Raw genomic sequence first — 23,748 nt, 5'->3', positions numbered from 1 at the left:
CGGCGGTCGTCAGACAGGTCTTCGTACGGCTCCGACCGGGCTCGGGCCGTCGTCGAGGGGCGTTCCCGGGCCGATCGGGGCGGGGCCGGTCAGTGGCGCGCGCACCGGGCGGGCGCGGAGACCGCGCGGTCCGGTGACGGCCTCGGCCGTCGGCGCCGCGGGCCGGCCGTGAAGCGGGGCCCGGTGGATCCGCGGATCGCGGGTACGGTCCTTGCGGAAGCCGGCGAGAGGGAAGTCCGGCGCGTGACCGGGCGTACCGGCACGCAGCCTCTGTGCCGCCCTCTCGGTCTCCATGCTGAACCCTGCCGCCTTTCAGCCCCGACTTCATGCCAACTGCGTCCACGTATGAGAATGGAGGCTAGATCTGTGAACAAAGCAGGTCAATGGGTCCGCTGCCATGGATTTTCGACGAGCCGCCTCCCGGAGGGCCGGACAGCCGCGAAGTGAAGCCGGCGGTCATGCCGGTGAGCGGCAGGGCGTGGCCGGCGCCGAGCACCGCCCGCAGAGCCGTGGCGGACGCACGGCGGTCACGGCAGAATCCTGCGGTGTGAAGATCACCGCGCGCGAACTCAACCGGGCCACCCTCAGTCGCCAACTGCTTTCCGCACGGGAGCCGTTGACCGTCCTCGACGGGATGAGGCGCGTGGTCGCGCTCCAGGCGCAACACCCGGCCTCACCGTATGTCGCGCTCTGGAACCGGCTGGCCGGCTTCGCTCCCGCCGAGTTGGACGACGCCTTCTCGCGGCGCTCCGTGGTCAAGGCGACCTTGATGCGGATCACCCTGCACGCCGTGCACACCGACGACTACCAGGTCTTCCGTGCGGCGATGCAGCCGACGCTGTACGGCTCCCGGCTCGGTCATCGGTTCGCCGCCACGGGGCTGAGGCCCGCGGATGCCGAGACGCTGGTGCCGGAGCTGCTGGCCTTCGCCGGCCGGCCGCGGAGCGCGGCCGAGATGCAGGCCTGGGTCGAGGAGCGGCTCGGCGCGGAGCGGAGGGACGGGGCGTGGTGGGGGCTGAGGGCGTACGCGCCGCTGCATCACGCCCCGGCGGGCGCACCGTGGTCGTTCGGTGTCCGGCCGTCCTTCGTCGCGGCCGGGACCGGCCCGGCGCCGACAGGGCGGGCAGTCGAACCGGAGGCGCTGCGGGCGTTGATCCTGCGCTATCTGGCAGGTTTCGGGCCGGCGTCGGTGGCGGACGTGGCGCAGTTCGCCATGGTGCAGCGGGCACCCGTCCGGGACGCCCTGCGCGCTCTGGAAGGCGCCGTGGAACAGCTCCAGGGCCCGGACGGCGTCGTGGTGTTCGACCTCGCGGGTGCCTGTCGGCCGTCCGCGGACCTCCCCGCCCCACCCCGGCTCATGGCGATGTGGGACGGCGTTCTGCTGGCCTACGCCGACCGCAGCCGGGTGATACCCCCGGCCTACCGCCCTCTGGTCATCCGGAACAACGGTGACGTGCTGCCCACCCTGCTGGTGGACGGATATGTCGCCGGTGTGTGGCGGCCGGTGGAGGGCGGCATCGAGGCCACCGCCTTCCACCCCCTCCCGCCTGCCGTCTGGGACGGACTCGCGGCGGAGGCCCGGTCCTTGACGGCGCTCCTCGCCGACCGGGAGCCGGAGGTCTACAGCCGCTACCGGCACTGGTGGACCAAGCTTCCCGAGGCCGAGGTGCGACTGCTGCCGAAGCTGCTGTGACCGGCGGTCCCACGGCCCGGACGCCGGTGGCGCGCCCGCAGGGTCCGCAGTCACGGGACGAATCCACCGCGACCGGGCGGCCGGAGCCATGATGGAGGTGGGTTGCCTGTCGCGGCGGACAACCCACCTGCACCCGGCCCGGTTCAGCAGATCCTGGGCAGTTGCTCCCCGATCGGCAGGTCGACCACCCGCGTGCCGCCGAGCCCGGTGCGGGCGACGACCATACCGGGGTGCGCCTCCACCGCCTCGCCGATCACGGTTGCCTCCGCGCCGAGCGGATGCGACCGCATCGCCTCCAGGACGGCCTCGGCGTGCTCTCGGGGGACGAACGCGACGAGTTTTCCCTCGTTGGCCACGTACATCGGGTCAAGCCCCAGTACGGCGCAGGCGTTGGCCACGGCCGACGGGACCGGAACCTTGCGTTCCTCGATGACCACGCCGGTGCCGGAGGCCGCGGCGATCTCGTTGAGCGCCGCCGCCAGCCCGCCGCGCGTGGGATCGCGAAGGACATGGAGGTCGGGGGTGACCGCGAGCATGGCCTCCACCAGCCCGCCCAGCGCGGCGCAGTCGCTCTCGATCTCCACGCCGAACTCCAGGCCCTCCCGCACACTCATGATCGCCACACCGTGCACGCCGATCGCACCGCTGACGATCACGACGTCGCCGGGGACCACCCGCTGCGGCCGGAGATCGACGCCGGCAGGGACGAGACCGATACCGGCGGTGTTGATGAAGATGCCGTCGCCGTGACCGGCCTCCACGACCTTGGTGTCGCCGGTCGCCACCTCGACGCCCGCGGCGCGCGCGGCGGCGCCCAGCGCACCCGCGACGCGTGCGACGACCTCGACCTCGACCCCCTCCTCCAGGATGAAACCGCAGGACAGGTAGGCGGCCCGGGCTCCGCTCATGGCCAGGTCGTTGACCGTGCCGTTGACCGCGAGGTCGCCGATGCTGCCGCCGGGGAAGAAGAGCGGACGTACGACGAACGAGTCGGTGGAGAAGGCCAGTCGGGCCCCGCCGAGCGAGACCACTGCGGAGTCGGCCAGTTGTGACAGTACTTCGCCTCCGAAGGCTGGCGCGAAGACGTGCTGGACGAGCTCGGCGGAGAGTGCTCCACCGCCGCCGTGGCCCATCACCACCCGCGGCTGGTCGCGCAGCGGCGCCGGGCAGGTCCATGCCGTGAGGTCGAGCAGGGGCGGGCCGGCGGTGGTGGCCGGTGCCGCGCCGACGGGGGCGTTCGGTGCTTCGGTGGTCTCAGGCAACGGGGCTCGTCTCCCTGGCTGCGGTCCTGATGTCCAGGCGCCGGTAGAGGTAGTAGGCGGCGCAGGCGCCCTCGTTGGAGACCATGGTGGCTCCGAGCGGGTTGCGCGGCGTACAGGTGGTACCGAAGGCCTCGCACTCGTGGGGCTTCAGCAGTCCTTGCAGAACCTCACCGCTGCGGCATTCGGCGGGTTCCTTCGTGTCGATTCCGGTGACCGAGAAGCGGTACTCGGCGTCGTAGTCACGGTAGCGAGGGGAGAGCCGCCAACCGCTCGCGGGGATGGTGCCGATGCCGCGCCATGCGCGGTCGGTGACCTCGAAGACGTCGTCCAGCATCGCGAGGGCCGCCGGGTTCCCCTCCGGGCGCACGGCCCGTGGATACGCGTTGTCCACGGTGTGCTCGCCGCGCTCCAGCTGCGCGACGGTGCGCCGTACTCCTTCGAGGATGTCCAGCGGCTCGAACCCGGTGACGACGATGGGCACCTGGAAGCGCTCGGCCAGTTCCGGGTACTCCCGCGTGCCCATCACGCTGCAGACATGGCCTGCGGCGAGGAAACCCTGCACCCGGCAGGAGGGCGACTGCATGATCGCCTCGATGGCCGGGGGGACCCGCACATGGGAGACCAGCAGACTGAAGTTGGTGATGCCGAGCCTGCGTGCCTGATACACCGTCATGGCGTTGGGCGGTGCGGTGGTCTCGAAGCCGATCCCGAAGAACACCACCTCACGGCCCGGGTTCTGCTGCGCGATCTTCAGAGCGTCGAGCGGCGAGTAGACGACCCGTACGTCGCCGCCCTCGCTGCGGACCCGGAACAGGTCACGGCCGGTCCCGGGAACCCGGAGCATGTCACCGAACGAGCAGAAGATCACTTCCGGGCGGGAAGCGATCTCCAGCGCCTTGTCGATGACTTCCAGCGGGGTGACGCAGACGGGACACCCCGGGCCGTGGATCAGTTCGACCTGCTCCGGCAGGAGCTGGTCGATTCCGTGCCGGATGATGGTGTGTGTCTGTCCGCCGCAGACCTCCATGAGCGCCCACGGCCGGGTGACGATGGAGTGGATGTCGTCGAGCAACCGGCGGGCCAGGTCCGGGTCCTGGAACTCTTCGATGTACTTCACTTCTGGACCTCCTGCGGCGTGCCGTCGCCGGCGGACCGGGACGTCCCGCCGGCCTCCGCGGCCGATTCCCACGGATCCCCGAACTCCTCCTGCAACAGTCCGAGTTCGGCGAAGAGTTCGAGCGTCTTCCGGGCCGACTCCTCATCGAGCCGCTGCAGGGCGAACCCCACATGGACAATGGCGTACTCGCCGACCTGGAGGTCCGGCAGGTACTCCAGGCACACCTCCTTGACCACTCCGCCGAAGTCGACGGTGGCCATCCGGGTCCCGTCGCGTTCCTCGATGTCCGTCACTCTGCCGGGTACCGCCAGGCACATGGCTGCTCCTTGCTGTGGGGGGCGTCACCCGGCTCTTCCGGGCCGGGCGTCAGTCGGCGGTGGCACCCGGGCGCGCAGCTCCGGTGCGGGCGGCCACCATGAGCTGGCCGAGCGCCAGTCCGCCGTCGTTCGGGGGGACCTCCCGGTGGCGCAGAACGGTGAAGCCGTGCTCGCTCAGCGTCCGGGCGCACAGGGAGGAGAGCAGGGTGTTGGCGAACACGCCTCCGGTCAGGGCCACTTCGTCCAGGCCGTGCCGTTCGCGCGCGTCGGCGCACACCGTCAGGACACACTGCGCGACGGCCGCGTGGAAGCGTGCGGCTACGAGCGCCGGCGCCGCACCGGCGCGTACGTCCCCGACGACGGCGGCCAGTACGGGCGCGGGGTCCATGAGCAGTGCGGGGGCGTCGCCCATGTCCGCGGGACGGACCGCGAAGCCGTATCCGGCACCGTGGTCGGCGGCGGCGCCCACCGCCGCCGCCTCCAGTTCGACGGCGGCCTGGGCCTCGTAACCGGCACGGTGGCAGATGCCCGCCAGCGAGGACACCGCGTCGAACAGCCGACCCATGCTCGAAGTGGGGACGCAGTTCAAGTTGCGCTCCAACTGGCGTCTCAACACCCGCCGTTCGTCCGGAGGGCAGGCTGCCGCGCAGGGCAGGTCGTCCGACCAGGCGATGCCCGCCGCGTACAGATGGGCAAGCGCCATCCGGTAGGGGCGGTGCACGGCGGCGTCCGCACCGGGCAACGGGGCGTAGGCGAGGTGCGCGAAGCGGCGGTACCCGTCGTAGTCGGCCAGCATGATCTCGCCGCCCCACACCGCCCCGTCGTCGCCGTAGCCGGTGCCGTCGAACGCGACACCGATCACCTGACGGCTGCCGTCCCGGCCGTGCTCGGCCATCGCGGCGGCGATGTGTGCGTGGTGGTGCTGCACACGTACGATCCGCCGTCCCTCGGCCCGGCGCAGTGCCCACCGGCCGGTGCGGTACCCGGGGTGGCGGTCGGTGGCCAGCGTTGTGGGCCGCACGCCGGTGATGGTCTCCAGTTGCCGTTCGGCGCGTTCGAAGGCGTCCTGGGTGGCGAGGTCGTCCATGTCGCCGATGTGGCCGGAGAGCCAGGCCCGGTGGTCCTCGGCGAGGCAGAAGACGTTCTTCAGGTCGCCGCCGGTGGCGAGGGTCGCCGGTACCGGATGCGGCAGAGTGAGCGGCAGCGGCGCGTAGCCGCGCGAGCGGCGCACGATCAGCCGCTCCCCGTCGCAGACGCGCACCACCGAGTCGTCGCACGGGACATGGATCGGACGGTCGTGCGTGAGCCAGGCATCGGCCAGGAGGGCGAGCCGCTCCAGGGCCTCCTCGTCGTCGGTGACGATCGGCTCGCCCGCTACGTTCCCGCTGGTCATGACCAGCAGTCGTGGTCCCGGCGGGTCGCCGGGCAGGCCGAGCAGCAGGTGGTGCAGCGGAGTGTACGCAAGCATGACGCCGAGGTCGGCGCTGCCCGGTGCGACCGCTTCCGAGGGCCAGGGGTCACCGTGGCCGGGCCGTGCACCGGCCCGGCGCCGGAGCAGGACGACGGGCCTGACCCCGCCGGTGAGCAGGGACCGCTCCTCGTCGCCCAGCAGGACGAGAGGGGCGATCGCGTCGATGTCCCGGGCCATCAGAGCGAACGGCTTGTCGCCACGGGCCTTCCTGCGGCGCAGCAGGGTCACGGCGTCGGAGTTCTCCGCGTCGCACGCGAGGTGGTAGCCGCCGAGCCCCTTGACCGCGACGACCGAGCCGCCGGCCAGCAGTCTCCGGGCCTCCGCGACCGGATCCGGCCCGGACACGGGCTCCGGGGGCAGCGCGCCGCCCGCGCGCCCGACGAGCAGTCGCAGTCGCGGTCCGCAGGCCGGGCAGGCCACCGGCTGGGCGTGGAAGCGCCGGTCGGCCGGGTCGGAGTACTCGCGGGCACAGTCGCCGCACATCGGGAACCGGGCCATGGTCGTGTGCGCACGGTCGTACGGCACTCCGGTGACGATCGTGTAGCGGGGCCCGCAGTGCGTGCAGGTGATGAACGGGTGGCGGTGGCGCCGGTCCGCCGGGTCGGCGAGTTCACCGAGACAGGCGGCGCAGGTGGCCACGTCCGGGGAGACGAGGGTGCGGGCCGGTCCGTCGGTCCGGGAGTCCACGATGGTGAAGCGGTTCCCGCCCGATGCGGGGACTTCCCGGTGGTCGACGGAGTCCACCAGGGCGAGGGGCGGCGCGTCCGCCGCGATCCGGTCGCAGAACAACGCCACTGCGGCCGGTGCGCCCTCGACCTCGGCGACGACGCCCTCGGTGGTGTTGGTGACGTGTCCGGCCAGGCCGAGCCCGGTGGCCCGGGCGTACAGATAGGGGCGGAATCCGACACCCTGCACGACGCCGCGGACCACCACCCGCCGGCGCTGCACGGCTGCGGCGGCCACGGCCGGCTGTGGCGTCGTCACGATCGCCGCTGGGCCCCGGAGGCGGGGACGGCCGTCGCGACGAGCGCCTCGTCGGGGTGCGCGTGCGTATGCGGGCCGGTGTGCGGGTGCTCGTGGGTGCCGATGTCCGGGTGGGTGTGCGTATGGGTGCCGGTGTGGGTGTGCGTGTGGGTGTGGGAGCGCACCGCGTTCTCCCGGTGGTTGTGCGCGTGCTCCTGGGACGGCTGCCGACGGGCCATCACCGGTGTGTGGACCGGGTCTCCTTGCGCGGCTGCCAGAGCCCGGTCGAGCAGCGCGCCCACGCCCAGGCCCCGACGGGCGGCGGTCAGGATCACCTCCACGCCGGGGTTGACCTGCTGGACGTGGGCACGGAAAGCCGCTTCGTCGAATTCGACGGCCTCCGCGATGTCGGTCTTGGTGACGACGACGAGCTGAGCCAGTCCGAAGGCGGTGGGGTACTTCAGCGGTTTGTCCTCGCCCTCGGTCACCGAGGCGAGGACGACCCTGAGGCTCTCCCCGAGGTCGTACGAGGCGGGGCAGACCAGGTTGCCGACGTTCTCCACGAAGAGGATCCGGGTTTCGTCGGGCAGCCAGTTGTCGAGATGGCGGCCCAGCATCCCGGCCTCCAGATGGCAGAGCCCGTCGGTGAGGACCTGCTTGACCGGGGTGCCGGAGCGGGCCAGTCGTACCGCGTCGTTCTCGGTGGCGAGGTCCGCGGTGAGCGCGGCGACCGGCACTCCACGCTCGCGGGCCCGGCCGAGTTCGCGTTCCAGCAGTTCCGTCTTGCCGCTGCCGGGACTGGAGAGCAGGTTGACGACGGTGGTGCCGCGGGCTGCGAGACCGGCTCGCAGGCTGTGCGCCGTCGCGTCGTTCTTGGCGAGTACCGCCTGCTGCAGGTCGACTTCACGGCACATCGTTCAGAGCTCCTGATGGATCGGTTCGCGGGTGGGTTCCGGCGCGGGGCCGTCCTGCCAGTGCACGCTCACGATCTGCAGTTCGCGACCGGAGAGCAGTTCGGCGGTCGCCTCGCCGCAGGCCGGACAGCACAGCTGGGGCGGCATGCCGACCGCCCACTCGTCCGCGCAGGGCTCGCATCGCGCGCGGGCCGCCACGGCATCGACGAGGAGTTCGGCACCTTCGAGGACGGTCCCTTCACAGGCGAGTCCGAAGCAGAAGGACAGGGCGTCGGGCACGACACCGGCCAGTTCGCCGACCTGGAGCCGGACGGACCCGACCGAAGTGGCTCCACCTGCCCGGGCCGCCTCCTCCACCTGGTCCACCACGGCCATGGCGATCGACATCTCGTGCATTGGTTCTCCGTCCTGCCCTGCGTCATTAGAGCGGCGTCGGACGTGCTGCCGCGGTCCGGCTCGCCGGTGCCCGCGGGGGCTTGCGCCATTCGGTGCAGCTGCGGGCCGGACCCGGGCGGCGGGCGCGGTCACATGCTGCGCATCCGCAGGTAGCGCCTGACGTCGGGGAGGATCTGCGCGACGACGACGGCGATCGCGGCGGCGGACAGGCCGCAGACGAGGGTCTTCTTCATGGTGGTGGCTTCCTTCTGCTCAGTTTCTGGCGGGGCCGGCCGTCGCCCGCCGGGCGACGGCACCGTGGTCTTCTTCGTGTACGAGGTCCAGGACCATCCGTACGGCCTGCGGCACCGCGGCGGCCACCGCGGCGCTCAGCCCGATCCCCTCGTCGACCCCGTCCGGTTCGCAGCCGACGACGAGGATGCGTCCGGGAGGGACCGCTCCGGTGCCCGCGCACAAGGTGCCGAGCAGGGCGAGGACGGCGTCGGGTGTCATCCGGTGCCCGTCGAGCAGTGCGTTCTCCGGCTCGACGGTGCCGGGTTGGTCGGCCTCGATCAGATACAGCGTGCCGGGCGCGCCGCCCCGCTCGGTCGCGTCGATCAGGACCAGCGTGTCGTATCCGTCGAGCAGTTGATAGGCGAGGTGGACGCCGCGTACGCCGATGTCGGCCACTTCGACGTGGCCGGGGAGCCGGTGTGACGACAGTGCGCGCACCGTCTCGACGCCGAAGCCGTCGTCGCCGAGGAAGATGTTCCCGATCCCGGCGACCAGGGTTCTCGGGCGGTCCTGCGCGGGGGCGTTCACGCATCCTCCAGGGGGGCGATCTCGTCCGGCTGGAAGTACAGGAAGCGCCCCTGCTCGCGGCGGATGTCCGCGCCGGGGTCGCCTTCGACCGTGACGGCGAGGTGCACTCCGCCGTCGACGTCGTGGAGCACCGCCTCGACCTGTGCGGTGGCGCCCTGCAGGAACAGGTCCTGGGCGTCGGTCCGCCGCAGGCCCGGTCGCAGCAGGACGCGGCTGCCCACACCGACGGACCTGCCGTCCACGTCGACCCGGTCCCGGGCCGGGTCGACGGAGTCGTCGCCCTCCGGGTCCCACCACGGGGTGTCGGGGCGGAGCACGCCGCGCGCGTCGATCAGGTCCGCGCCGTCCGGGAGGAAGGTCTCCTGGGCGGCGGACGGACGTGGATCGGGACCGGTGACCTCCCGCAGGGCCCGTACCGCGCCGTGCAGCCGCTCCAGGACCTCCGGGGGCATCGAGTCGGCCAGGTCGATCACCGCGGCGGCCCGCGGGTCGGTGCCGCGGGCCTCGCGCTTCTCCTGATCCGTCAGGGCGGCCGTGCGCAGCGCGAGGATCTCGTCGATCTCGGTGGCGTCGTAGAGCGCTCCGGGACTCTCGGGGGCGATGGCCGGATGGTCCTCCAGAATGATCGGGGACGACAGCATCAGGTCCGCGCGCCCGGGCTCCCCGGCCAGCACCGGCCAGGTGTGCAGGTTCCGGCAGGCCGCGACCGCGCCCTTGGCCCACTCGGGCGGGTCCGTCATCGACAGGAACGAGCCCGCGCTGAGACCCAGCAGGAGATGGGCGGCGACCAGCGAACGCGGGAGTGCGGCGTCCCGGTCGTCCCCGGTGGATCCGGGCGTCCAGGCGCTGGTGTTCTCGACCACCGCGGTGAGACGGAAGACCCGGTAGGGGCCGTCGAGTTCGGTGACGGACAGCCGCACCACTCCGCTGATCTCCTCGCAGCGGCGGACCAGACGTCCCACCGTGCGGCCGTCCGCGTCCTGTACGGGTTCGGTCTCCTCGCGGGCGGGCCGGGTGAAGGGGAAGGCGACGCCGTCCCCGGTCAGTTCGGCGACGTCCACGACCACTTCGACCCGTTCCTCGGCGCCCTCGTCCCACGGGACGAGCACCCGGTCGGCGAGTTCGAGCCGGGCGACGGTCTCGAACGTGCCGTCGTCGCAGGCCTGTTGCACCGTCCGCCGTTGGGCGTGCAGGAACCGTGCCTCGACGGCGAGTGCCGCGCCCGGCCTCGGCTCCATCAGGCACTCGGTGTGCTGGAAGTCGTGCTCCTCGCGGTCGGCGCCCCAGCCGGGCGGCACGAGGACGCCGAACTGCCAGCGCAGCCGGTTCTTGGCCGCGGAGGCCCGGTACGGATACAGCACATAGCCCTCGAAGAGAACGGTGTCGGCCACCGCCCTGGCGGTCGCGAACCGGGACTCCAGTGCGGGCGTGAGCGGGGATGCGGTCAAGGCGCCGTCCTCTCGGTGACACGGGGCAGTACGGCCCGGTGGACCGGGCGCTCCGGCGGCGCGGCCGGCGCCGCTCCGGCCAGGTCGAGGAGCGCCTGGACGGTCGCCTCCCAGGACGGCAGTGCCTGCCGGGAGCGGAAGGCGAGCAGTGCGTCCATCGTGTCGCGCGGCAGCCGGATCCAGCCGCAGCCCGGGAAGTGCTGCTCGACCATGTCCTTCCACACCGTGACAGGCATCCGGAAGGGTGCCTCGCGGTCCCAGGGGACCGGTTCGACGTGGAAGCCGCCGTCCCCGGTGAAGGCGGTGCCGGAGAAGAGCATGAGGAGCGGTACCTCCCCGTCCCGCAGCGCGTCGAAGTACCGTGTCGCGGCGATGTCCAGGTCGTAGGTGCACGGCACTACGAGGTCCACTTCCGTCTCGCCGGTGAAGGACGGGACCATGAGGGAGACCAGGGCGAACTGCAGGGGCTGGAGCGTGCTGCCCCACCGTGAGCGGTCGCCGAACAGGTCGTGCAGTCCCTCCGCCTCGGCCGGTTCGTAGCCGCGCCGGGCCGGTTCGATCCGGATCTGGCAGCGCAGCGCGAGGGCGTGCACCCGGGCCGCCCCGTCCGCGGTGATGCGCAGCCGGAAGACCAGCGTGGGTCCCGCCGCGTACGGGTCGGCGCGGACTCCGGTGCAGGAGAAGGCGAATTCGGTCATCCGGAACGCCCCGTCCGCTGGGTTCCGGCACGTTTCTCGACATGCGCGAAGAAGGCCTGCAGGTCGGCCCTGGCCTCGGCGCCGCCGTCGAAGCCCTGCCACAGCATCCGCATGCGGCCCACCAGTTCGTAGCAGATGTCGATGGGTACGAGATAGCACTCGGCCCGGCCCTCCGTGCGGCGCATCAGCAGCGCCTCGACGTCGGGTTCGAGCAGGGCTGCCAGTCCGCTGGCGCCGAGCACGGTCTGCCAGGTCTCCGGATCGAGTTCGCTCTCGGTGGCGCCGGCCGGGCTCGGGTAGAGCGCGACCAGCCGGTCCAGCGCGGCGTTGCGGAAGAAGAACGCGACGCCGACCGGGATCTGCAGAAGCTCCCACGCGCCGTCGTCGAGACGGTGGTCGTCGTCGCGCAGGTAGCGGTCCGGGACCGTCCGGAAGCGCCCGCCGGCCGCGCCCGGCCGCTCGAACAGCAGGGCGCAGGGGATGCACGCACAGGCCAGCGCCCGCTTCTCTGTGTCCACGAGATGCCGGTGACCGCCCTCGGCCACCGGCACACCGCACAGTTCACACCGTTCCTGCCGGGGTTCGGCAGGCGCCGCGAACCGGCGCAGCCCACGGGGACGGGCGACGGGCCCCGGGCGTTCGGCCCGGGTCTGCGCCGCGCTCACGGCGCCTTCGCCGCGACGGTACGCCCGGGGCCGGCGGCGTCGGCCGGCGGGCGGGTGGCGATCTGGAGCAGAGGCGGTTCCCGGTCCGCGGCCGCCGGTTCCATCTCGACGCCGTTCACCTCCGGTACGTAGCAGGCCAGCGCGTCCTCGACGGTCCGTTGCGCCGCCGCGGCCGTACTCGGGCAGCCGCAGCCGCCTCCCCCGCCGCCCTCGGCCGCGGACCGCAGCCGCAGGATGCCGGTCTCCTCGTCGAAGCCGACGACCTCGACGGGGTCGCTCACGGAGTCCAGGGCGCGCGCGATGCGTGTCCCGGTGTCCTCGGGGTGCAGATCGTGCAGGGCCAGCAGACTCGACACGAGTTCGTCGTCGAGCAGCTCGGCGAGCGGCCCCTCGACGGCCCCGCCGCCTGCCGTGGCGCCGAGGCGGTCGACGATCCGGGCGAGGCCGGCGCCGTAGAAGTCCATCAGGACCCGCACCAGTTCCTCGGCGGCGGTGCAGACCTCACGGTCACCGGTGGTGGTCAGCCGGTCGAGCAGATCCTCGACCCGCTGTCCGGCCTCCACGGCGTCGAGGGCCCGCGGCTGCGCGGTGGCCGGCGGGGCTGCGGCGCTCATCCGGCCAGTCCGCTCAGTCCGGTGGGCACGTGCATCTTCTGTACGGTCTTGCCGCCACCGACGTACATGTGTACGCCGCACGGCAGGCAGGGGTCGAAGCTGCGCACGGCCCGCATGATGTCGATGCCCTTGAAGTTCTCCGGGGAGTTCTCCTCGAAGATCGGCGTGTTCTGCACCGCGTCCTCGTAGGGGCCGGGGGTGCCGAACGTGTCCCGGGTGCTGGCGTTCCACGGAGTGGGCGGGTACGGATGGTAGTTGGCGATCTTGCCGTCCCTGATCACCATGTGGTGCGAGAGCACGCCGCGCACGGCCTCCGTGAAGCCGACACCGATGCTCTCGTCCGGGACGTCGAACTTCTCCCAGGTCTGGGTGCGTCCGGCGCGGACCTCCTCAAGTCCCTTCTCCGCGCAGTGCAGTGCGATCGCGGCGGCGTACGCCTGGAAGTAGGTGCGGGCGCGGTTGCGCTCCAGCGCGTTGCTCCACTTCGGGATCTTCCACTCGAAGGTGGTCTCGGGCTTGGTCATCGTGCGCGGGAGGTTGATGACGACGCTGTGACCGGTCGCCTTCACATAGCCGACGTCGACGAGGCCCGACAGGGCGGTGGACCAGAGGCGGGCGATGGGGCCGCCGCCGGTGTCCAGTGCCAGGTGGTCCTTGCCGTCGAACCAGCGCGGCGACATCACCCAGCTGTACTTGTCGTCGAAGTTCCGCTTCTGCGGTGCGGGGATGGTGTGCTGGTTCCACGGGTGACGGGGGTCGACCGGGTTGCCCAGCGGGTCGTGGGTGACGAACTGCTCCTTGCCCTGCCAGTCGTCGTAGTACGAGCTGCCGAGCAGGATCCGGATGCCGAGGTTGATCTCGGTGAGATCGTTGGTCACCAGTTTGCCGTCCACGATCACGCCGGGGGTGACGAACATCTTCCTTCCCCAGTCGGTCATGTTGGCGTACGTGAAGTCGCAGTGCTCGGGGTCGTTGAGCGCGCCCCAGCAGCCGAGCAGCACCCGCCGCCGGCCGACCTCCTCGTACCCGGGCAGCGCCTCGTAGAAGAAGTCGAACAGGTCGTCGTGGAGGGGGACGACCCGCTTCATGAACTCCACGTACCGCATGAGACGGCTGAGGTAGTCGGTGAAGAGCTGTACGGACGCGACCGTTCCCACACCGCCCGGGTAGAGCGTGGAGGGGTGCACATGGCGCCCCTCCATCAGGCAGAACATCTCCCGCGTGTAGCGGCTCACCTGGAGGGCCTCGCGGTAGAACTCGCCCTCGATGGGGTTGAGGGACCGCATGATGTCGGCGATCGTGCGGTATCCGTGCTCCCCGGCGTGCGGCGCCTCGGTGCGCTCGGCGAGTTCCAGCACCCCGGGGTTGGTCTCACGGACCATCTTCTCGCAGTAGTCGACCCCGACCAGGTTCTCCTGGAAGATGTTGTGGTCGAACATGTACTCCGCCGACTCGCCCAGGTTGATGATCCACTCGCCGAGGTGCGGCGGCTTCACTCCGTAGGCCATGTTCTGCGCGTACACCGAACACGTGGCGTGGTTGTCGCCGCAGATCCCGCAGATGCGGCTGGTGATGAAGTGGGCGTCCCGGGGGTCCTTGCCCCGCATGAAGACGCTGTAGCCACGGAAGACCGACGAGGTGCTGTAGCACTCCGCGACCCGCTTCTGCTTGAAGTCGATCTTCGTGTGGATGCCGAGACTGCCAACGATCCGGGTGATCGGATCCCAGGCCATCTCGACGAGGCCACTGCCGTCACCGGCCGCCTTCGTCGTGGGTGCCATCGTGTGTGCCATATCCCTTCTGGGGAGCGGAGATTGAGGGGAGGGAGAGCGGTGGGGCAGCGGGGTGCGGGACACCCGGCGGGCACCGGCCCGTCACCAGGGCGGCCGGTACCCCGTGGTCAGCTCGGGAGCCTTCTGACGCCACTTCGGTTCCTTGTCCACGGTCCGGGCCGTGATCGACCGGAGTTTGCGGACCACCGCCCCGTACGCCCCGCTTGCGGCGCTGGAGACCTTGCCGCCGGGAGGTTCGTCCATGAACGGCATGAACTTGTCGGGGAAGCCGGGCATGGTGCAGGCGATACAGATTCCGCCGACGTTCGGGCAGCCACCGATGCCGTTCATCCAGCCGCGCTTGGGGACGTTGCACTTGACGACGGGGCCCCAGCAGCCGAGTTTGACCAGGCACTTGGGCGAGTCGTACGTGGTGGCGAACTGGCCCTGCTCGTAGTACCCGGCCCGGTCGCAGCCCTCGTGCACGGTGGCGCCGAAGAGCCAGGTCGGACGCAACTTGTCGTCCAGCGGAATCATCGGAGCGGAACCCGCCGCCTGGTAGAGCAGGTAGGTGAGGGTCTCGGAGAAGTTGTCCGGCTGGATCGGGCAGCCCGGCACGCAGACGATCGGGATGCCGGCCTTCGAGGTCCAGTCCCAGCCCAGGTAGTCGGGCAGGCCCATGGCGCCGGTCGGGTTGCCGGCCATCGCGTGGATGCCGCCGTAGGTGGCGCAGGTACCGATGGCGACGACGGCCAGGGCCTTGGGCGCCAGCCGGTCGATCCACTCACTCGTGGTGATCGGCTGGCCGGTCTCCGGGTTGTCACCGAAGCCGCACCAGTAGCCCTCCTGCTTGATCGACTCGTTGGGGATGGACCCCTCGACGACCAGCACGAAGGGGTCGATCTCGCCGCGCTCGCCCTTGAAGAACCACTCGATGAAGGTGTCCGCACCGCCCACCGGGCCGCATTCGAAGTCGATCAGCGGCCAGTGGACCTGGATCTTCGGCAACCCCGGCAGCACACCGAGCACGATCTCCTCGATGCTCGGCTGCATCGCCGCCGTGAGCGATACCGAGTCGCCGTCACAGCTCAGTCCTGCGTTGATCCAGAGGATGTGGATCGGGGACGCCTCGTCGGCGGCCGCACCGTCTGCCGGTGCACCGGCCGTCTTCGCCGTTGCTGCACCCATGGGGATGCCTCCTTGGGAAGTTCTGCACGAAAAGCCCGCATATCGGCCTTCAAGTCCAGCTAACAGGGAGCTGGCCCGGGTGCGACGGCGAGCGCCGCCGTTCCAGTGACATTCAGGCCCCGATTCCGGCGGGCGGAAGGACCGTGCGCCCTCCGCGTACCGGGATGCCGAGGTGGGGCGGCGTCCGGGCCGGGGGCTCCTTGCGCACGAACGCCCGGCGCAGCGAGTGGTAGGGCGCGTCCGGGTCGAAGAAGATGGACCGCATGGCGGCCAGCTCCACCCGCCGGTGGGCGGCCAGCGGCCTGACCGCCTCCTCGCGCTCCAGCGACGGCTTCTTCCGGGCGATCCGGACCTGTACGGCGGCCGACGAGGCCATGTGCGCGGCAAGCCGGGCGACCTCGTCCCGGAAGTCCTGCGGCGCGCATGCGATCGTGCGGTCCACCAGGCCGAGCCGCTCGGCGGCCTCGGCGCCGAGCGGCAGCGCTTCGCGGACGAGCCGTTCGGCCGTCTCAGGACCCGCCCTGCGCGGCAGGGTGCGGGTCCAGTACTCGGAGCCGGACAGCCCCATCAGCCGGTAGTGCGGGTTCAGGACCGATCCGGCGCGGCACCAGACCTCGTCGGCGGCCAGGGCGAGCATCGCCCCTCCGGCGGCGGCGTTGCCGCCCACGGCTGCCACCACCAGCCGGTCGGTGGTGGTCAGCACCGCCTCGACCAGGTCGTTCATCGCGTTGATGTTGGCCCAGGACTCCTCGGCGGGGTCGGCCGCCGCCTCGATGACGTTGAGATGGATGCCGTTGGAGAAGAAGTCCCGGCCGCCGCCCAGCACCAGGACCGCAGTGGGGCGGGAGCACGCGGCCCGGTAGGCCTCCAGGAGGCGTCCGCACTGAGTGGTGCTCATCGCCCCGCCGGGGAACGAGAACGAGAGCTGTCCGACGGCGCCCGTCTCCTCGTAGCGGATGTCGGCCCAGGTACCGCGGCGTGCGGCCTCGGCCGGCGGGACGGGGTCCTCGGGCAGCGGGGGAAGCCGGTCGCCGAGCGCCACGACCGCGGGGAGTCTGAACGGGGCGGGCTCCCCGAGGCGTCGCCTGCGGCGCAGTTCCGGGATCCACACGGCGCCGTCGGTGGTCGCCCGGCAGACCGCGCCGGCTCGCGTGGCCAGCAGCTCCCCGGGGCGGCCGCGCAGCCGGTCCTCGGGATGCCCTCCGTGCAGGAACCATTCGCCACCGAGCAGTTCGTCGAGCACGCCGGGGTTCGAGTCGGCCGCCCGCAGTTTCCGCAGCACGGTCTCCGTGGGGTCGGACCGCCAGTCGATCCGCCGGAGTTCCTGACGGAAGTACGGCCGGGCGGCACCCGTGCCGCGCTGGGGTCGCGGGGTGTACGTCCCCGAGGCGAACCGGTCGACGGCCAGCAGGACCGCCGTCAGCGCGGCGTCGGAGACCTCGTTGCGGTACAGGTCGCTCTTGCCGGTCCGCGGGACGGGAAGGCCGGCCGACGCCCAGACGTCGCCTGCGTCCATTTCCTCGTCGGCCTGCAGAACGGTCACGCCCCACCGGGTCGCGCCCTCATGGATCGCCCAGTCGAGCGAGGACGGTCCGCGGTCGCCCACGGGGCCCGGATGGACGATGAGGCAGGTGTGCGCGGACCAGATGTCCCGGGGGACGGCCGTCCTGAGCATCGGGGCCACGATGAGCTCCGGCTCGAAGCGGCGGACCGCGGACCGCACATGCCCGTCGGACAGGGCGAGTTCCACCGCGACGGCGTGACCCCGGTCCCTCAGCTCCGCGTGGACGCGCTGCGTGAGGCTGTTGAACGCACTCGCGACGAGCAGGATGCGCATGGCGGACTCCCGGCAGCTCGGCGGCACCCGGCCGGAGCGGGCCCGGCCGGCTGCCAGCCTCGGCCACGCATCCCGGGCCCTGTCGGCACCGGGGCGGCGGAGTCACCCGAAAGGGAACACCCTGCGGCCACTCGATGCGCGGGGCACCGGCCAGGGGGATGACGGCGGGGACGACGGCGGATCGGCTCCGGCCACAACCGCGCCCCGGGCACCGTCCGCACCCACCACGGCATCCGTACGCGACGACACCGCGGTGCCCGTCCGCCGCCCCTGCCCGGCGTCCGCGCCACGGCCGCTCAGGTGTCGTCGGCCGCCTTGGCCTGCCCCTTGGCCCGCTTCCCCACGACGGCCACGGCCGCGGCCGCGCTGCCGGCGAAGGCGAGGGCGACCATCCACGGCTGGTCGAAGCGGTGGCCGGTGACACGGTCGAGGGAGTAGCGGCCGGGGCCGGTCAGTCCGATCGCGGCAGCGGTGAAGCCGAGGAAGGCCGGGTACTCGTACCCGCCGCCCTGCGCGAAGAAGCCCGCGGGGGCGTGGACGGCGACGGCGCCCGCCATGGCACCCGCCGCCGCCGCTCCGGCGGCGGGGGTGGCGAGGCCGAGCGCCAGCAGGACACCGCCACCCGCCTCCCCGAGTCCGGCGGCGACGGCGCTGTGCCTGGGCGGATGGAAACCCATGGCCTGCATGGCCGCGGTGGTTCCCTCGATGCCCCCGCCGCCGAACCAGCCCAGCAGCTTCTGGCTGCCGTGCGCGGCCAGCACCGCGCCGGTGCCGACGCGCAGGACGAGCAGGCCGAGGTCACGCCGGTTGACACAGGTCATGAGGGCTCCGAGTGGTTGCGGGGGCGGGACGGGTCACGGTCCACTCTCCGCGCCGCGGCGGGTCCGCGTACCCCGCTGCTGCTCCGTCCGGGGGACGGTGTCCACACGCGGGCCGGTGCGACGAACGCCATTATGCAACTTGTTGCACAATGGCGTTCCGGTGGTCTACAACTGGCGGAACGACACTGCGTGAGGAGCCGCCGGATGACCCCGTACCCGAATCTGCTGAGCCCGCTCGACCTCGGGTTCACGACCCTGCCCAACCGGGTGCTCATGGGGTCGATGCACGTCGGTCTGGAGGAGGCCGAGCACGGCTTCGAACGCATGGCGGCGTTCTACGCGGCACGTGCCCGGGGCGGTGTCGGTCTCATGGTCACCGGCGGCATCGCGCCCAACGACCGCGGCCGCCCCTATCCCGGTGGTGCCAAGCTGACGACCGAGGCGGAGGCCGAGCAGCATGCCGGGGTCACGGCGGCCGTACACGAGGCGGGCGGCCGGATCGCCCTGCAGATCCTGCACTTCGGCCGGTACGCGCATCACCCGGATCTGGTGGCTCCGAGCGCGATCCAGGCCCCGATCAGCCCCTTCGTCCCGCACGCCCTGACGGACGACGAGGTCGAGGAGACCGTCGAGGACTTCGTACGGACGGCCGGGCTGGCGCGGCGGGCCGGATACGACGGCGTCGAGATCATGGGCTCCGAGGGCTACCTGATCAACGAGTTCATCGCCGCCGGCACCAACCAGCGCACCGACCGCTGGGGCGGCTCGTTCGAGAACCGGATCCGGTTCCCGGTCGAGATCGTGCGCCGCGTCCGTGAGCGGGTCGGCACCGACTTCATCCTGATCTACCGGCTCTCGATGCTGGACCTGGTGCCCGGCGGCTCCTCGCTGGAGGAGGTCGTGCAGCTGGCCCGCGAGGTCGAGGCGGCCGGGGCGACCGTCATCAACACCGGGATCGGCTGGCACGAGGCCCGTATCCCCACGATCGCGACGTCGGTGCCGCGCGGCGCTTACACGTGGGTGACCGAGAAGGTGCGCGGCGCCGTCTCCGTGCCCCTGGTGACCAGCAACCGGATCAACACGCCCGAGGTGGCCGAGGAGATCCTCGCGTCGGGACGCGCGGACATGGTCTCGATGGCCAGGCCGTTCCTCGCCGACCCGGACTTCATCGCGAAGGCGGAGGCCGGCCGTGCCGACGCGATCAACACCTGCATCGGCTGCAACCAGGCATGTCTGGACCACACGTTCAGCGGGAAGATCACCTCCTGTCTGGTCAATCCGCGCGCCTGCCACGAGACCGAGACGGCGCTCACCCTGTCGCCGACCCGGACCCGCAAGCGCGTCGCAGTCGTCGGTGCCGGCCCCGCCGGCCTGGCATGTGCCGTCTCGGCCTCCGAGCGCGGCCACGAGGTGACGCTCTTCGACGCGGCCGACGAGATCGGCGGCCAGCTCAACGTGGCGCGCCGGGTCCCCGGCAAGGAGGAGTTCGACGAGACGCTGCGGTACTTCCGTACCCGGCTCGCGGAGCAGCAGGTCGAGCTCCGGCTCGGCACCAGGGCCACCCCGGATTCCCTCGGCGGCTTCGACGAGATCGTCCTCGCCACCGGTGTGACGCCGCGCTCCCCCGCGATCCCGGGCCTCGACCACCCCAGCGTGGTCAGCTATCTCGACGTCCTGCGCGACGGTGCGCCCGTCGGTGAGCGGGTCGCGATCATCGGTGCGGGCGGGATCGGCTTCGACGTCGCCGCGTTCCTCACGGACGGCGGGGACGCGGCGAGCCTCGACCCCGAGGTGTTCTTCCGGCACTGGGGGGTCGACACCGCCTACCGGGAGCGCGGCGGTCTGCGTCTCCCCGCGCGCCCGAAGCCGAAGCGCACGGTCCATCTGCTGCAGCGCAGGACGAGCAAGGTCGGCGCCGGCCTCGGCAGGACGACGGGCTGGATCCACCGCACGGAGCTCCGGCACCGCGGCGTCACGATGGTCGCGGGAGCCTCGTACGACCGGATCGACGACGACGGTCTGCACCTGACGGTCGACGGTGAGCAGCACCTGCTGCCCGTCGACACGGTGGTGCTCTGCGCCGGCCAGGAGCCGCTGCGCGATCTGTACGAGGAGCTGCTCGCCGTGGGCGTCTCGGCGCATCTGATCGGCGGCGCCGACGTGGCCGCCGAGCTGGACGCCAAGCGGGCGATCCGTCAGGGCACGGAGCTTGCCGTCGCACTGTGACACCCGGCCCCGCGGCCGGGCCGGAGCCACGAGCTCCGGCCCGGGCCGCGGGCCGTTCTTAGGATGCACTCCATGTCACTCCCGCACGCGATCCTCACCGCCCTGCTCGAAAAGCCGTCGTCCGGGCTGGAGCTGACGCGCAGATTCGACCGTTCGATCGGATACTTCTGGTCGTCCACGCATCAGCAGATCTATCGCGAGCTGGGAAAGCTGGAGCAGGCCGGGCACATCAGGGCCCTGCCGTCGGCCCAGCCGGCCCGTGGTCAGCGCAAGGAGTACGAGGTGCTGCCCGCGGGCCGCGAGGCACTGTCCGCCTGGGTGGCCCTGCGGGAGGACCCGAAGCAGATCCGCGATCCGCTGCTGCTGCGGATGCGCGCGGCTGCGGTGGTCGGCGCTCCCGGTCTGGACGCGGAGCTCCGCCGCCACCTGGCGCTGCACCGGGACCAGCTGGCGGAGTATCTCGCGATCGAGGAGCGGGACTTCCCGCCCGGGCGGGACACGGAGGAGGACCGGCTGCGCCACCTGGTGCTGCGCGGGGGCATCGATCTGGAGAACTTCTGGATCGGCTGGCTGACCCGGGCCCTGGACCGGGACGGGATCCCGTCCGGCACGGTGCCGACCGCCCCGGGCGGCGCGGGGCCGTCCGGCGGCTGAGGAGACGGCGGCCGGACGCGCGGACGGGAGCCCCGGGCACCGTCCCCGCTACGGTCCGCCGACCGGCGTCCTGCCGAGTTCCGGCCGCCCCAGCGCGAACTGGTCCATGGTCCGGGGGCCGTCGATGCTCCGGGCACTGCCGGTCACCACGCGCGACGGCACGCCCGGTCCCGCCGGCCCGACCCGGGCCCGGTCCGCCACCGACACCGTCTCGCCCTGCGCCCGGCTGAGCAGAATGACCCCGCGTACCGCCGCCGCCGACCCCAGCAGGGCCGGGACCAGCGCGACCGTTCCGCCCTGGAGACGCTCTCCGAGCAGCGCCAGGCCGATCGCCGCAGCGGCGACGGGATTGGCAAGGGTGACGACCGCGAGCGGCGCGCCGAGACCACCCTGGTAAGCGGTCTGCGAAAGCAGCATGCCCCCCATCGCGAAGGCCGAGACGAGCAGCGCCACCGTCACCAGGCGCCAGCTGAACAGCGGGCCCGTGTGGTCGGTGGCCGCCACCGTCAGTGTCTGGGTGAGCGCCGATGCGACACCCGACGTGATGCCGGACGCCGCCGCGTGCCGCAGACCCGGGCGGGCCCCAGGCCTGCTGAGTCCGGCGACGACCGCCATGGTCGCCGCACCGACCGCCAGCGTCTCGACCAGGCTCAGCGTCTCCTGCGGCGCGGCGCCGCCCGACGTCAGCAGCAGAGCCCCCAGGCCGAGCAGGGTGAGGACCGTTCCGCGCCATTCGGTACGGGTGACCCGGCGCCCGGCGGCCCGGGCACCCAGCGGGACGGCGGCGACCAGGGTGAGCGCGCCGAGCGGCTGGACCAGGGTGAGAGGCCCGTACTTCAGCGCCGCGACGTGCAGCAGGGCACCCCCGGCGTTGAGTCCGACCGCGGACCACCACGCGCCGCGCCCGAGCATCCGGAGCACTCCGCTGCCCGGCCGGGTGCGCCCGGCGAGCCGGGCCTGTGCCACTGCGGCCGAGGCGTAGGCGACCGCGGAGACCAGGGACAGGGCGACGGCTATCAGTGTGGCGTTCATGACCGGCCCCCGGACGACGTCGCGGCGTACGCCGGGGAGACGGACGGCTCGGGGGTGCGGGACACCGGCAGCGCTGCCCGGGCGGCGACAGTGGGTCCCGTCGTCGTGGGCGGCCACGGCAGCTGCCCCTGGACCGGCTCCGTCCGCCGCAGACGGAGCGCCGCGAACGCGACGGCGAGCAACGCGCTCACCACGATCGAATCGAGCCAGTAGTGGTTGGCGGTGCCGACTATCACCAGCAGCGTGACGAGCGGGTGCAGCAGCCACAGCCACCGCCACCGCGAACGCGTCGCGACGATCAGTCCCACGGCGACCATCAACGCCCAGCCGAAGTGCAGCGAGGGCATCGCGGCGAACTGGTTCGCCATCGAGTCGGTCGCCGGGATGGCTCCGTAGACCGTCGGCCCGTACACCTGGCCGGTGTCGACGAGACCCGCGGCGGCCAGCATCCGTGGCGGGGCCAGCGGAAACAGCAGGTGGAGCGCGAGCGCGGCGCCGGTGAGCGCGGCAAGGATCCGGCGCGACCAGACGTAGTGGCGTGGGCGCCGCCAGTACAGCCAGGCCAGGAAGAGCAGCGTGGCCGGGAAGTGCACCACCGCGTAGTAGGTGTTCGCGGAGTGGATCAGCGTCTCGCTGTGCAGCAGCACGCCCTGCACGGCGCCTTCGCCCGGCAGGTGCGCCGCCCGCTCGAAGTTCCAGACGTGTCCGGCGTTGCGGTACGCCTCCTCGACGTGACCGTTCGCTGCCTGACGGCCGAACTTGTAGATCACGAAGAGTCCTACGACGAGAAGGAGCTCGCGGACGAGGGGCGGTCGGGCAGAACTGTCCGGCTCCCGATCTGCGGGCTCACTACGGGCGTACATCACCCGGTGCCCCTTTGCTGACGAAGCGGTGTTGCGACGGCATGGTCCAGTCCACGCCGTATCGATACGCCAGTGTACCGATACGCGAACGTATCGGTACACGCGCGTTTCGGTACACTGACGTATCGATGGACCTCGTCGCAGAGCCGCAGAGAGGGAAAGCACATGTCGTCGCACGATGCCGCGCAGGAACAGGGCTCCACGCACCGCCGCTCGAAGATCACACCGGAGCGGGCGCAGGAGTTCTACGTGGCCGTGCTCGACCTGCTCAGGGAGAGCGGCTACGAGTCGCTCACGATGGAGGGGGTCGCCTCCCGCACCCGGTGCGGCAAGTCCACCCTCTACCGGCAGTGGGGCTCGAAGCCGGAACTGGTCGTCGCGGCGCTGCACAGCACCCGGCGCATGGGGCTCGCGCACATCGACACCGGCACACTCGCCGGCGATCTGCGCGAGGCGGCGGAGGTCATCGGTGCGCGTTCCGGACGCGACACCCCGCTGATGCACTCGCTCAGCCATGCCGCGCTGCAGAGCCCGGAGCTGCTCTGCGCGCTGCGCGAGGCACTCGTCGTGCCCGAGCTCGCGGCGCTTCGCACCATGGTCAAGCGGGGCATGGAGCGCGGCGAGATTTCCTCGGACAATCCGGCGGCGGAGTACGTCCCCGCACAGTTGCTGGGCGTGATGCGAGCCAGGCCCCTGCTGGAGGAGAAGATCGCGGACGAGGCATACCTCACACGCTTCGTGGAGTGTGCGGTCCTCCCCGCACTGGGACTGGATCCGGCGGCGACCGGGTCCTGATGAACGTGGGCCGTCGTCCGAGCGGATGACGGGGCCCACATGCGCCGCACCGTGGGGACGGGGGCGGCGCGCCGTCCGGCCGGGGGGGGGGGCGCAGAGCGGGGGGCCGGGCCCCCCCCGCCCCACCCCAACCCACCCCCCCGACCCCGCGCGCGCGCCCCCCCACACCCCCCACAACCCCAAAGAGCGGGACGAAGAGAC

The 23,748-nt window shown here is 71.9% G+C and carries 23 protein-coding genes; 4 read left to right on the top strand and 19 right to left on the bottom strand.

The window, feature by feature from the left end; all coding sequences use genetic code 11:
• Positions 1-9 precede the first annotated feature (9 nt).
• Positions 10-294: a hypothetical protein gene (locus ACFVXE_RS32210; protein ID WP_389676542.1), complete on the bottom strand. Its 285-nt coding sequence runs from the start codon at positions 292-294 to the stop codon at positions 10-12.
• A 253-nt stretch (positions 295-547) separates the two neighbouring features.
• Here ACFVXE_RS32210 and ACFVXE_RS32205 point away from each other — a divergent pair, with 253 nt between their 5' ends.
• A complete protein-coding gene (locus tag ACFVXE_RS32205; protein ID WP_389676541.1) occupies positions 548-1,693 on the top strand; it encodes a winged helix DNA-binding domain-containing protein in 1,146 nt (381 codons plus the stop codon).
• Between the two features lie 143 nt (positions 1,694-1,836).
• Here ACFVXE_RS32205 and hypE read toward each other — a convergent pair whose 3' ends face one another.
• The 16 genes from hypE to ACFVXE_RS32125 all read right to left on the bottom strand — a co-directional run bounded on the left by hypE (position 1,837) and on the right by ACFVXE_RS32125 (position 17,977).
• On the bottom strand, positions 1,837-2,955 hold the full coding sequence (gene hypE, locus ACFVXE_RS32200) for a hydrogenase expression/formation protein HypE (protein ID WP_389676539.1): 1,119 nt from the start codon (positions 2,953-2,955) through the stop codon (positions 1,837-1,839).
• Complete coding sequence (hypD, locus tag ACFVXE_RS32195; protein WP_389676538.1) at positions 2,948-4,072, bottom strand: hydrogenase formation protein HypD; 1,125 nt, start codon at positions 4,070-4,072, stop codon at positions 2,948-2,950. The genes hypE and hypD overlap by 8 nt, the downstream gene beginning before the upstream one ends.
• On the bottom strand, positions 4,069-4,389 hold the full coding sequence (locus ACFVXE_RS32190; RefSeq protein WP_389676537.1) for a HypC/HybG/HupF family hydrogenase formation chaperone: 321 nt from the start codon (positions 4,387-4,389) through the stop codon (positions 4,069-4,071). The genes hypD and ACFVXE_RS32190 overlap by 4 nt, the downstream gene beginning before the upstream one ends.
• A 49-nt stretch (positions 4,390-4,438) precedes the next feature.
• Positions 4,439-6,844 carry a carbamoyltransferase HypF gene (gene hypF, locus ACFVXE_RS32185; protein ID WP_389676535.1) on the bottom strand — a complete coding sequence of 802 codons (2,406 nt, stop codon included), beginning with the start codon at positions 6,842-6,844 and terminating at the stop codon, positions 4,439-4,441.
• On the bottom strand, positions 6,841-7,737 hold the full coding sequence (hypB, locus tag ACFVXE_RS32180; RefSeq protein WP_389676534.1) for a hydrogenase nickel incorporation protein HypB: 897 nt from the start codon (positions 7,735-7,737) through the stop codon (positions 6,841-6,843). Before hypB ends, hypF begins: the two co-directional genes overlap by 4 nt.
• Before the next feature lie 3 nt (positions 7,738-7,740).
• Entirely contained in the window at positions 7,741-8,133 is a 393-nt protein-coding gene (gene hypA / locus ACFVXE_RS32175) for a hydrogenase maturation nickel metallochaperone HypA (RefSeq protein ID WP_389676533.1), read from the bottom strand.
• 128 nt (positions 8,134-8,261) lie between these two features.
• Positions 8,262-8,366: a DUF6893 family small protein gene (locus tag ACFVXE_RS32170; protein WP_389676531.1), complete on the bottom strand. Its 105-nt coding sequence runs from the start codon at positions 8,364-8,366 to the stop codon at positions 8,262-8,264.
• Positions 8,367-8,385: 19 nt separating this feature from the next.
• Entirely contained in the window at positions 8,386-8,934 is a 549-nt protein-coding gene (locus ACFVXE_RS32165) for a hydrogenase maturation protease (protein WP_389676530.1), read from the bottom strand.
• Positions 8,931-10,382 carry a hypothetical protein gene (locus tag ACFVXE_RS32160; protein WP_389676528.1) on the bottom strand — a complete coding sequence of 484 codons (1,452 nt, stop codon included), beginning with the start codon at positions 10,380-10,382 and terminating at the stop codon, positions 8,931-8,933. The genes ACFVXE_RS32165 and ACFVXE_RS32160 overlap by 4 nt, the downstream gene beginning before the upstream one ends.
• Positions 10,379-11,080, bottom strand: coding sequence for a DUF6084 family protein (locus tag ACFVXE_RS32155; RefSeq protein ID WP_389676526.1), 702 nt, complete (start codon positions 11,078-11,080; stop codon positions 10,379-10,381). The genes ACFVXE_RS32160 and ACFVXE_RS32155 overlap by 4 nt, the downstream gene beginning before the upstream one ends.
• The gene (locus ACFVXE_RS32150; RefSeq protein ID WP_389676525.1) at positions 11,077-11,745 is read right to left on the bottom strand and encodes a DUF5947 family protein; all 669 of its coding nucleotides are present in this window, start codon (positions 11,743-11,745) and stop codon (positions 11,077-11,079) included. Before ACFVXE_RS32150 ends, ACFVXE_RS32155 begins: the two co-directional genes overlap by 4 nt.
• Positions 11,742-12,359 (bottom strand): hypothetical protein, encoded by a 618-nt coding sequence (locus ACFVXE_RS32145; protein WP_389676524.1) that lies wholly within the window; start codon positions 12,357-12,359, stop codon positions 11,742-11,744. Before ACFVXE_RS32145 ends, ACFVXE_RS32150 begins: the two co-directional genes overlap by 4 nt.
• Complete coding sequence (locus tag ACFVXE_RS32140; RefSeq protein ID WP_389676523.1) at positions 12,356-14,140, bottom strand: nickel-dependent hydrogenase large subunit; 1,785 nt, start codon at positions 14,138-14,140, stop codon at positions 12,356-12,358. Before ACFVXE_RS32140 ends, ACFVXE_RS32145 begins: the two co-directional genes overlap by 4 nt.
• A 93-nt stretch (positions 14,141-14,233) precedes the next feature.
• Positions 14,234-15,319: a hydrogenase expression protein HypE gene (locus ACFVXE_RS32135; RefSeq protein ID WP_389676521.1), complete on the bottom strand. Its 1,086-nt coding sequence runs from the start codon at positions 15,317-15,319 to the stop codon at positions 14,234-14,236.
• 112 nt (positions 15,320-15,431) lie between these two features.
• Complete coding sequence (locus ACFVXE_RS32130) at positions 15,432-17,156, bottom strand: enoyl-CoA hydratase-related protein (protein WP_389676519.1); 1,725 nt, start codon at positions 17,154-17,156, stop codon at positions 15,432-15,434.
• Between the two features lie 296 nt (positions 17,157-17,452).
• Positions 17,453-17,977: a DoxX family protein gene (locus tag ACFVXE_RS32125; RefSeq protein ID WP_389676517.1), complete on the bottom strand. Its 525-nt coding sequence runs from the start codon at positions 17,975-17,977 to the stop codon at positions 17,453-17,455.
• Between the two features lie 204 nt (positions 17,978-18,181).
• Here ACFVXE_RS32125 and ACFVXE_RS32120 point away from each other — a divergent pair, with 204 nt between their 5' ends.
• Both ACFVXE_RS32120 and ACFVXE_RS32115 read left to right on the top strand, forming a co-directional pair.
• Positions 18,182-20,203: an FAD-dependent oxidoreductase gene (locus ACFVXE_RS32120; protein WP_389676515.1), complete on the top strand. Its 2,022-nt coding sequence runs from the start codon at positions 18,182-18,184 to the stop codon at positions 20,201-20,203.
• A gap of 72 nt (positions 20,204-20,275) precedes the next feature.
• A complete protein-coding gene (locus ACFVXE_RS32115; RefSeq protein ID WP_389676513.1) occupies positions 20,276-20,857 on the top strand; it encodes a PadR family transcriptional regulator in 582 nt (193 codons plus the stop codon).
• A gap of 48 nt (positions 20,858-20,905) precedes the next feature.
• Here ACFVXE_RS32115 and ACFVXE_RS32110 read toward each other — a convergent pair whose 3' ends face one another.
• The gene (locus ACFVXE_RS32110) at positions 20,906-21,889 is read right to left on the bottom strand and encodes a DMT family transporter (protein ID WP_389676511.1); all 984 of its coding nucleotides are present in this window, start codon (positions 21,887-21,889) and stop codon (positions 20,906-20,908) included.
• The gene (locus ACFVXE_RS32105; RefSeq protein ID WP_389676510.1) at positions 21,886-22,752 is read right to left on the bottom strand and encodes a phosphatase PAP2 family protein; all 867 of its coding nucleotides are present in this window, start codon (positions 22,750-22,752) and stop codon (positions 21,886-21,888) included. The genes ACFVXE_RS32110 and ACFVXE_RS32105 overlap by 4 nt, the downstream gene beginning before the upstream one ends.
• 165 nt (positions 22,753-22,917) lie before the next feature.
• Between ACFVXE_RS32105 and ACFVXE_RS32100 the strand changes: the two genes are divergently transcribed.
• Positions 22,918-23,547, top strand: a complete 630-nt coding sequence (locus ACFVXE_RS32100) for a TetR/AcrR family transcriptional regulator (RefSeq protein ID WP_389676508.1) — start codon at positions 22,918-22,920, stop codon at positions 23,545-23,547.
• The last annotated feature ends 201 nt before the right edge of the window (positions 23,548-23,748 follow it).

It is taken from the genome of Streptomyces sp. NPDC058231 (assembly GCF_042882275.1).
Classification (GTDB): domain Bacteria; phylum Actinomycetota; class Actinomycetes; order Streptomycetales; family Streptomycetaceae; genus Streptomyces.
The sequence above is the reverse complement of the archived record's forward strand: the minus strand, read 5'-3'. Positions and strand labels throughout refer to the sequence as shown.

Bases quoted from the DNA above. Each gene is read 5' to 3' on its own strand.
- ACFVXE_RS32210 (WP_389676542.1), bottom strand. From the start codon at position 294: ATGGAGACCGAGAGGGCGGCACAGAGGCTGCGTGCCGGTACGCCCGGT.
- ACFVXE_RS32190 (WP_389676537.1), bottom strand. From the start codon at position 4,389: ATGTGCCTGGCGGTACCCGGCAGAGTGACGGACATCGAGGAACGCGAC.
- hypB (WP_389676534.1), bottom strand. From the start codon at position 7,737: ATGTGCCGTGAAGTCGACCTGCAGCAGGCGGTACTCGCCAAGAACGAC.
- hypA (WP_389676533.1), bottom strand. From the start codon at position 8,133: ATGCACGAGATGTCGATCGCCATGGCCGTGGTGGACCAGGTGGAGGAG.
- ACFVXE_RS32170 (WP_389676531.1), bottom strand. From the start codon at position 8,366: ATGAAGAAGACCCTCGTCTGCGGCCTGTCCGCCGCCGCGATCGCCGTC.
- ACFVXE_RS32155 (WP_389676526.1), bottom strand. From the start codon at position 11,080: ATGACCGAATTCGCCTTCTCCTGCACCGGAGTCCGCGCCGACCCGTAC.
- ACFVXE_RS32145 (WP_389676524.1), bottom strand. From the start codon at position 12,359: ATGAGCGCCGCAGCCCCGCCGGCCACCGCGCAGCCGCGGGCCCTCGAC.
- ACFVXE_RS32140 (WP_389676523.1), bottom strand. From the start codon at position 14,140: ATGGCACCCACGACGAAGGCGGCCGGTGACGGCAGTGGCCTCGTCGAG.
- ACFVXE_RS32135 (WP_389676521.1), bottom strand. From the start codon at position 15,319: ATGGGTGCAGCAACGGCGAAGACGGCCGGTGCACCGGCAGACGGTGCG.
- ACFVXE_RS32130 (WP_389676519.1), bottom strand. From the start codon at position 17,156: ATGCGCATCCTGCTCGTCGCGAGTGCGTTCAACAGCCTCACGCAGCGC.
- ACFVXE_RS32125 (WP_389676517.1), bottom strand. From the start codon at position 17,977: ATGACCTGTGTCAACCGGCGTGACCTCGGCCTGCTCGTCCTGCGCGTC.
- ACFVXE_RS32120 (WP_389676515.1), top strand. From the start codon at position 18,182: ATGACCCCGTACCCGAATCTGCTGAGCCCGCTCGACCTCGGGTTCACG.
- ACFVXE_RS32115 (WP_389676513.1), top strand. From the start codon at position 20,276: ATGTCACTCCCGCACGCGATCCTCACCGCCCTGCTCGAAAAGCCGTCG.
- ACFVXE_RS32110 (WP_389676511.1), bottom strand. From the start codon at position 21,889: ATGAACGCCACACTGATAGCCGTCGCCCTGTCCCTGGTCTCCGCGGTC.
- ACFVXE_RS32105 (WP_389676510.1), bottom strand. From the start codon at position 22,752: ATGTACGCCCGTAGTGAGCCCGCAGATCGGGAGCCGGACAGTTCTGCC.
- ACFVXE_RS32100 (WP_389676508.1), top strand. From the start codon at position 22,918: ATGTCGTCGCACGATGCCGCGCAGGAACAGGGCTCCACGCACCGCCGC.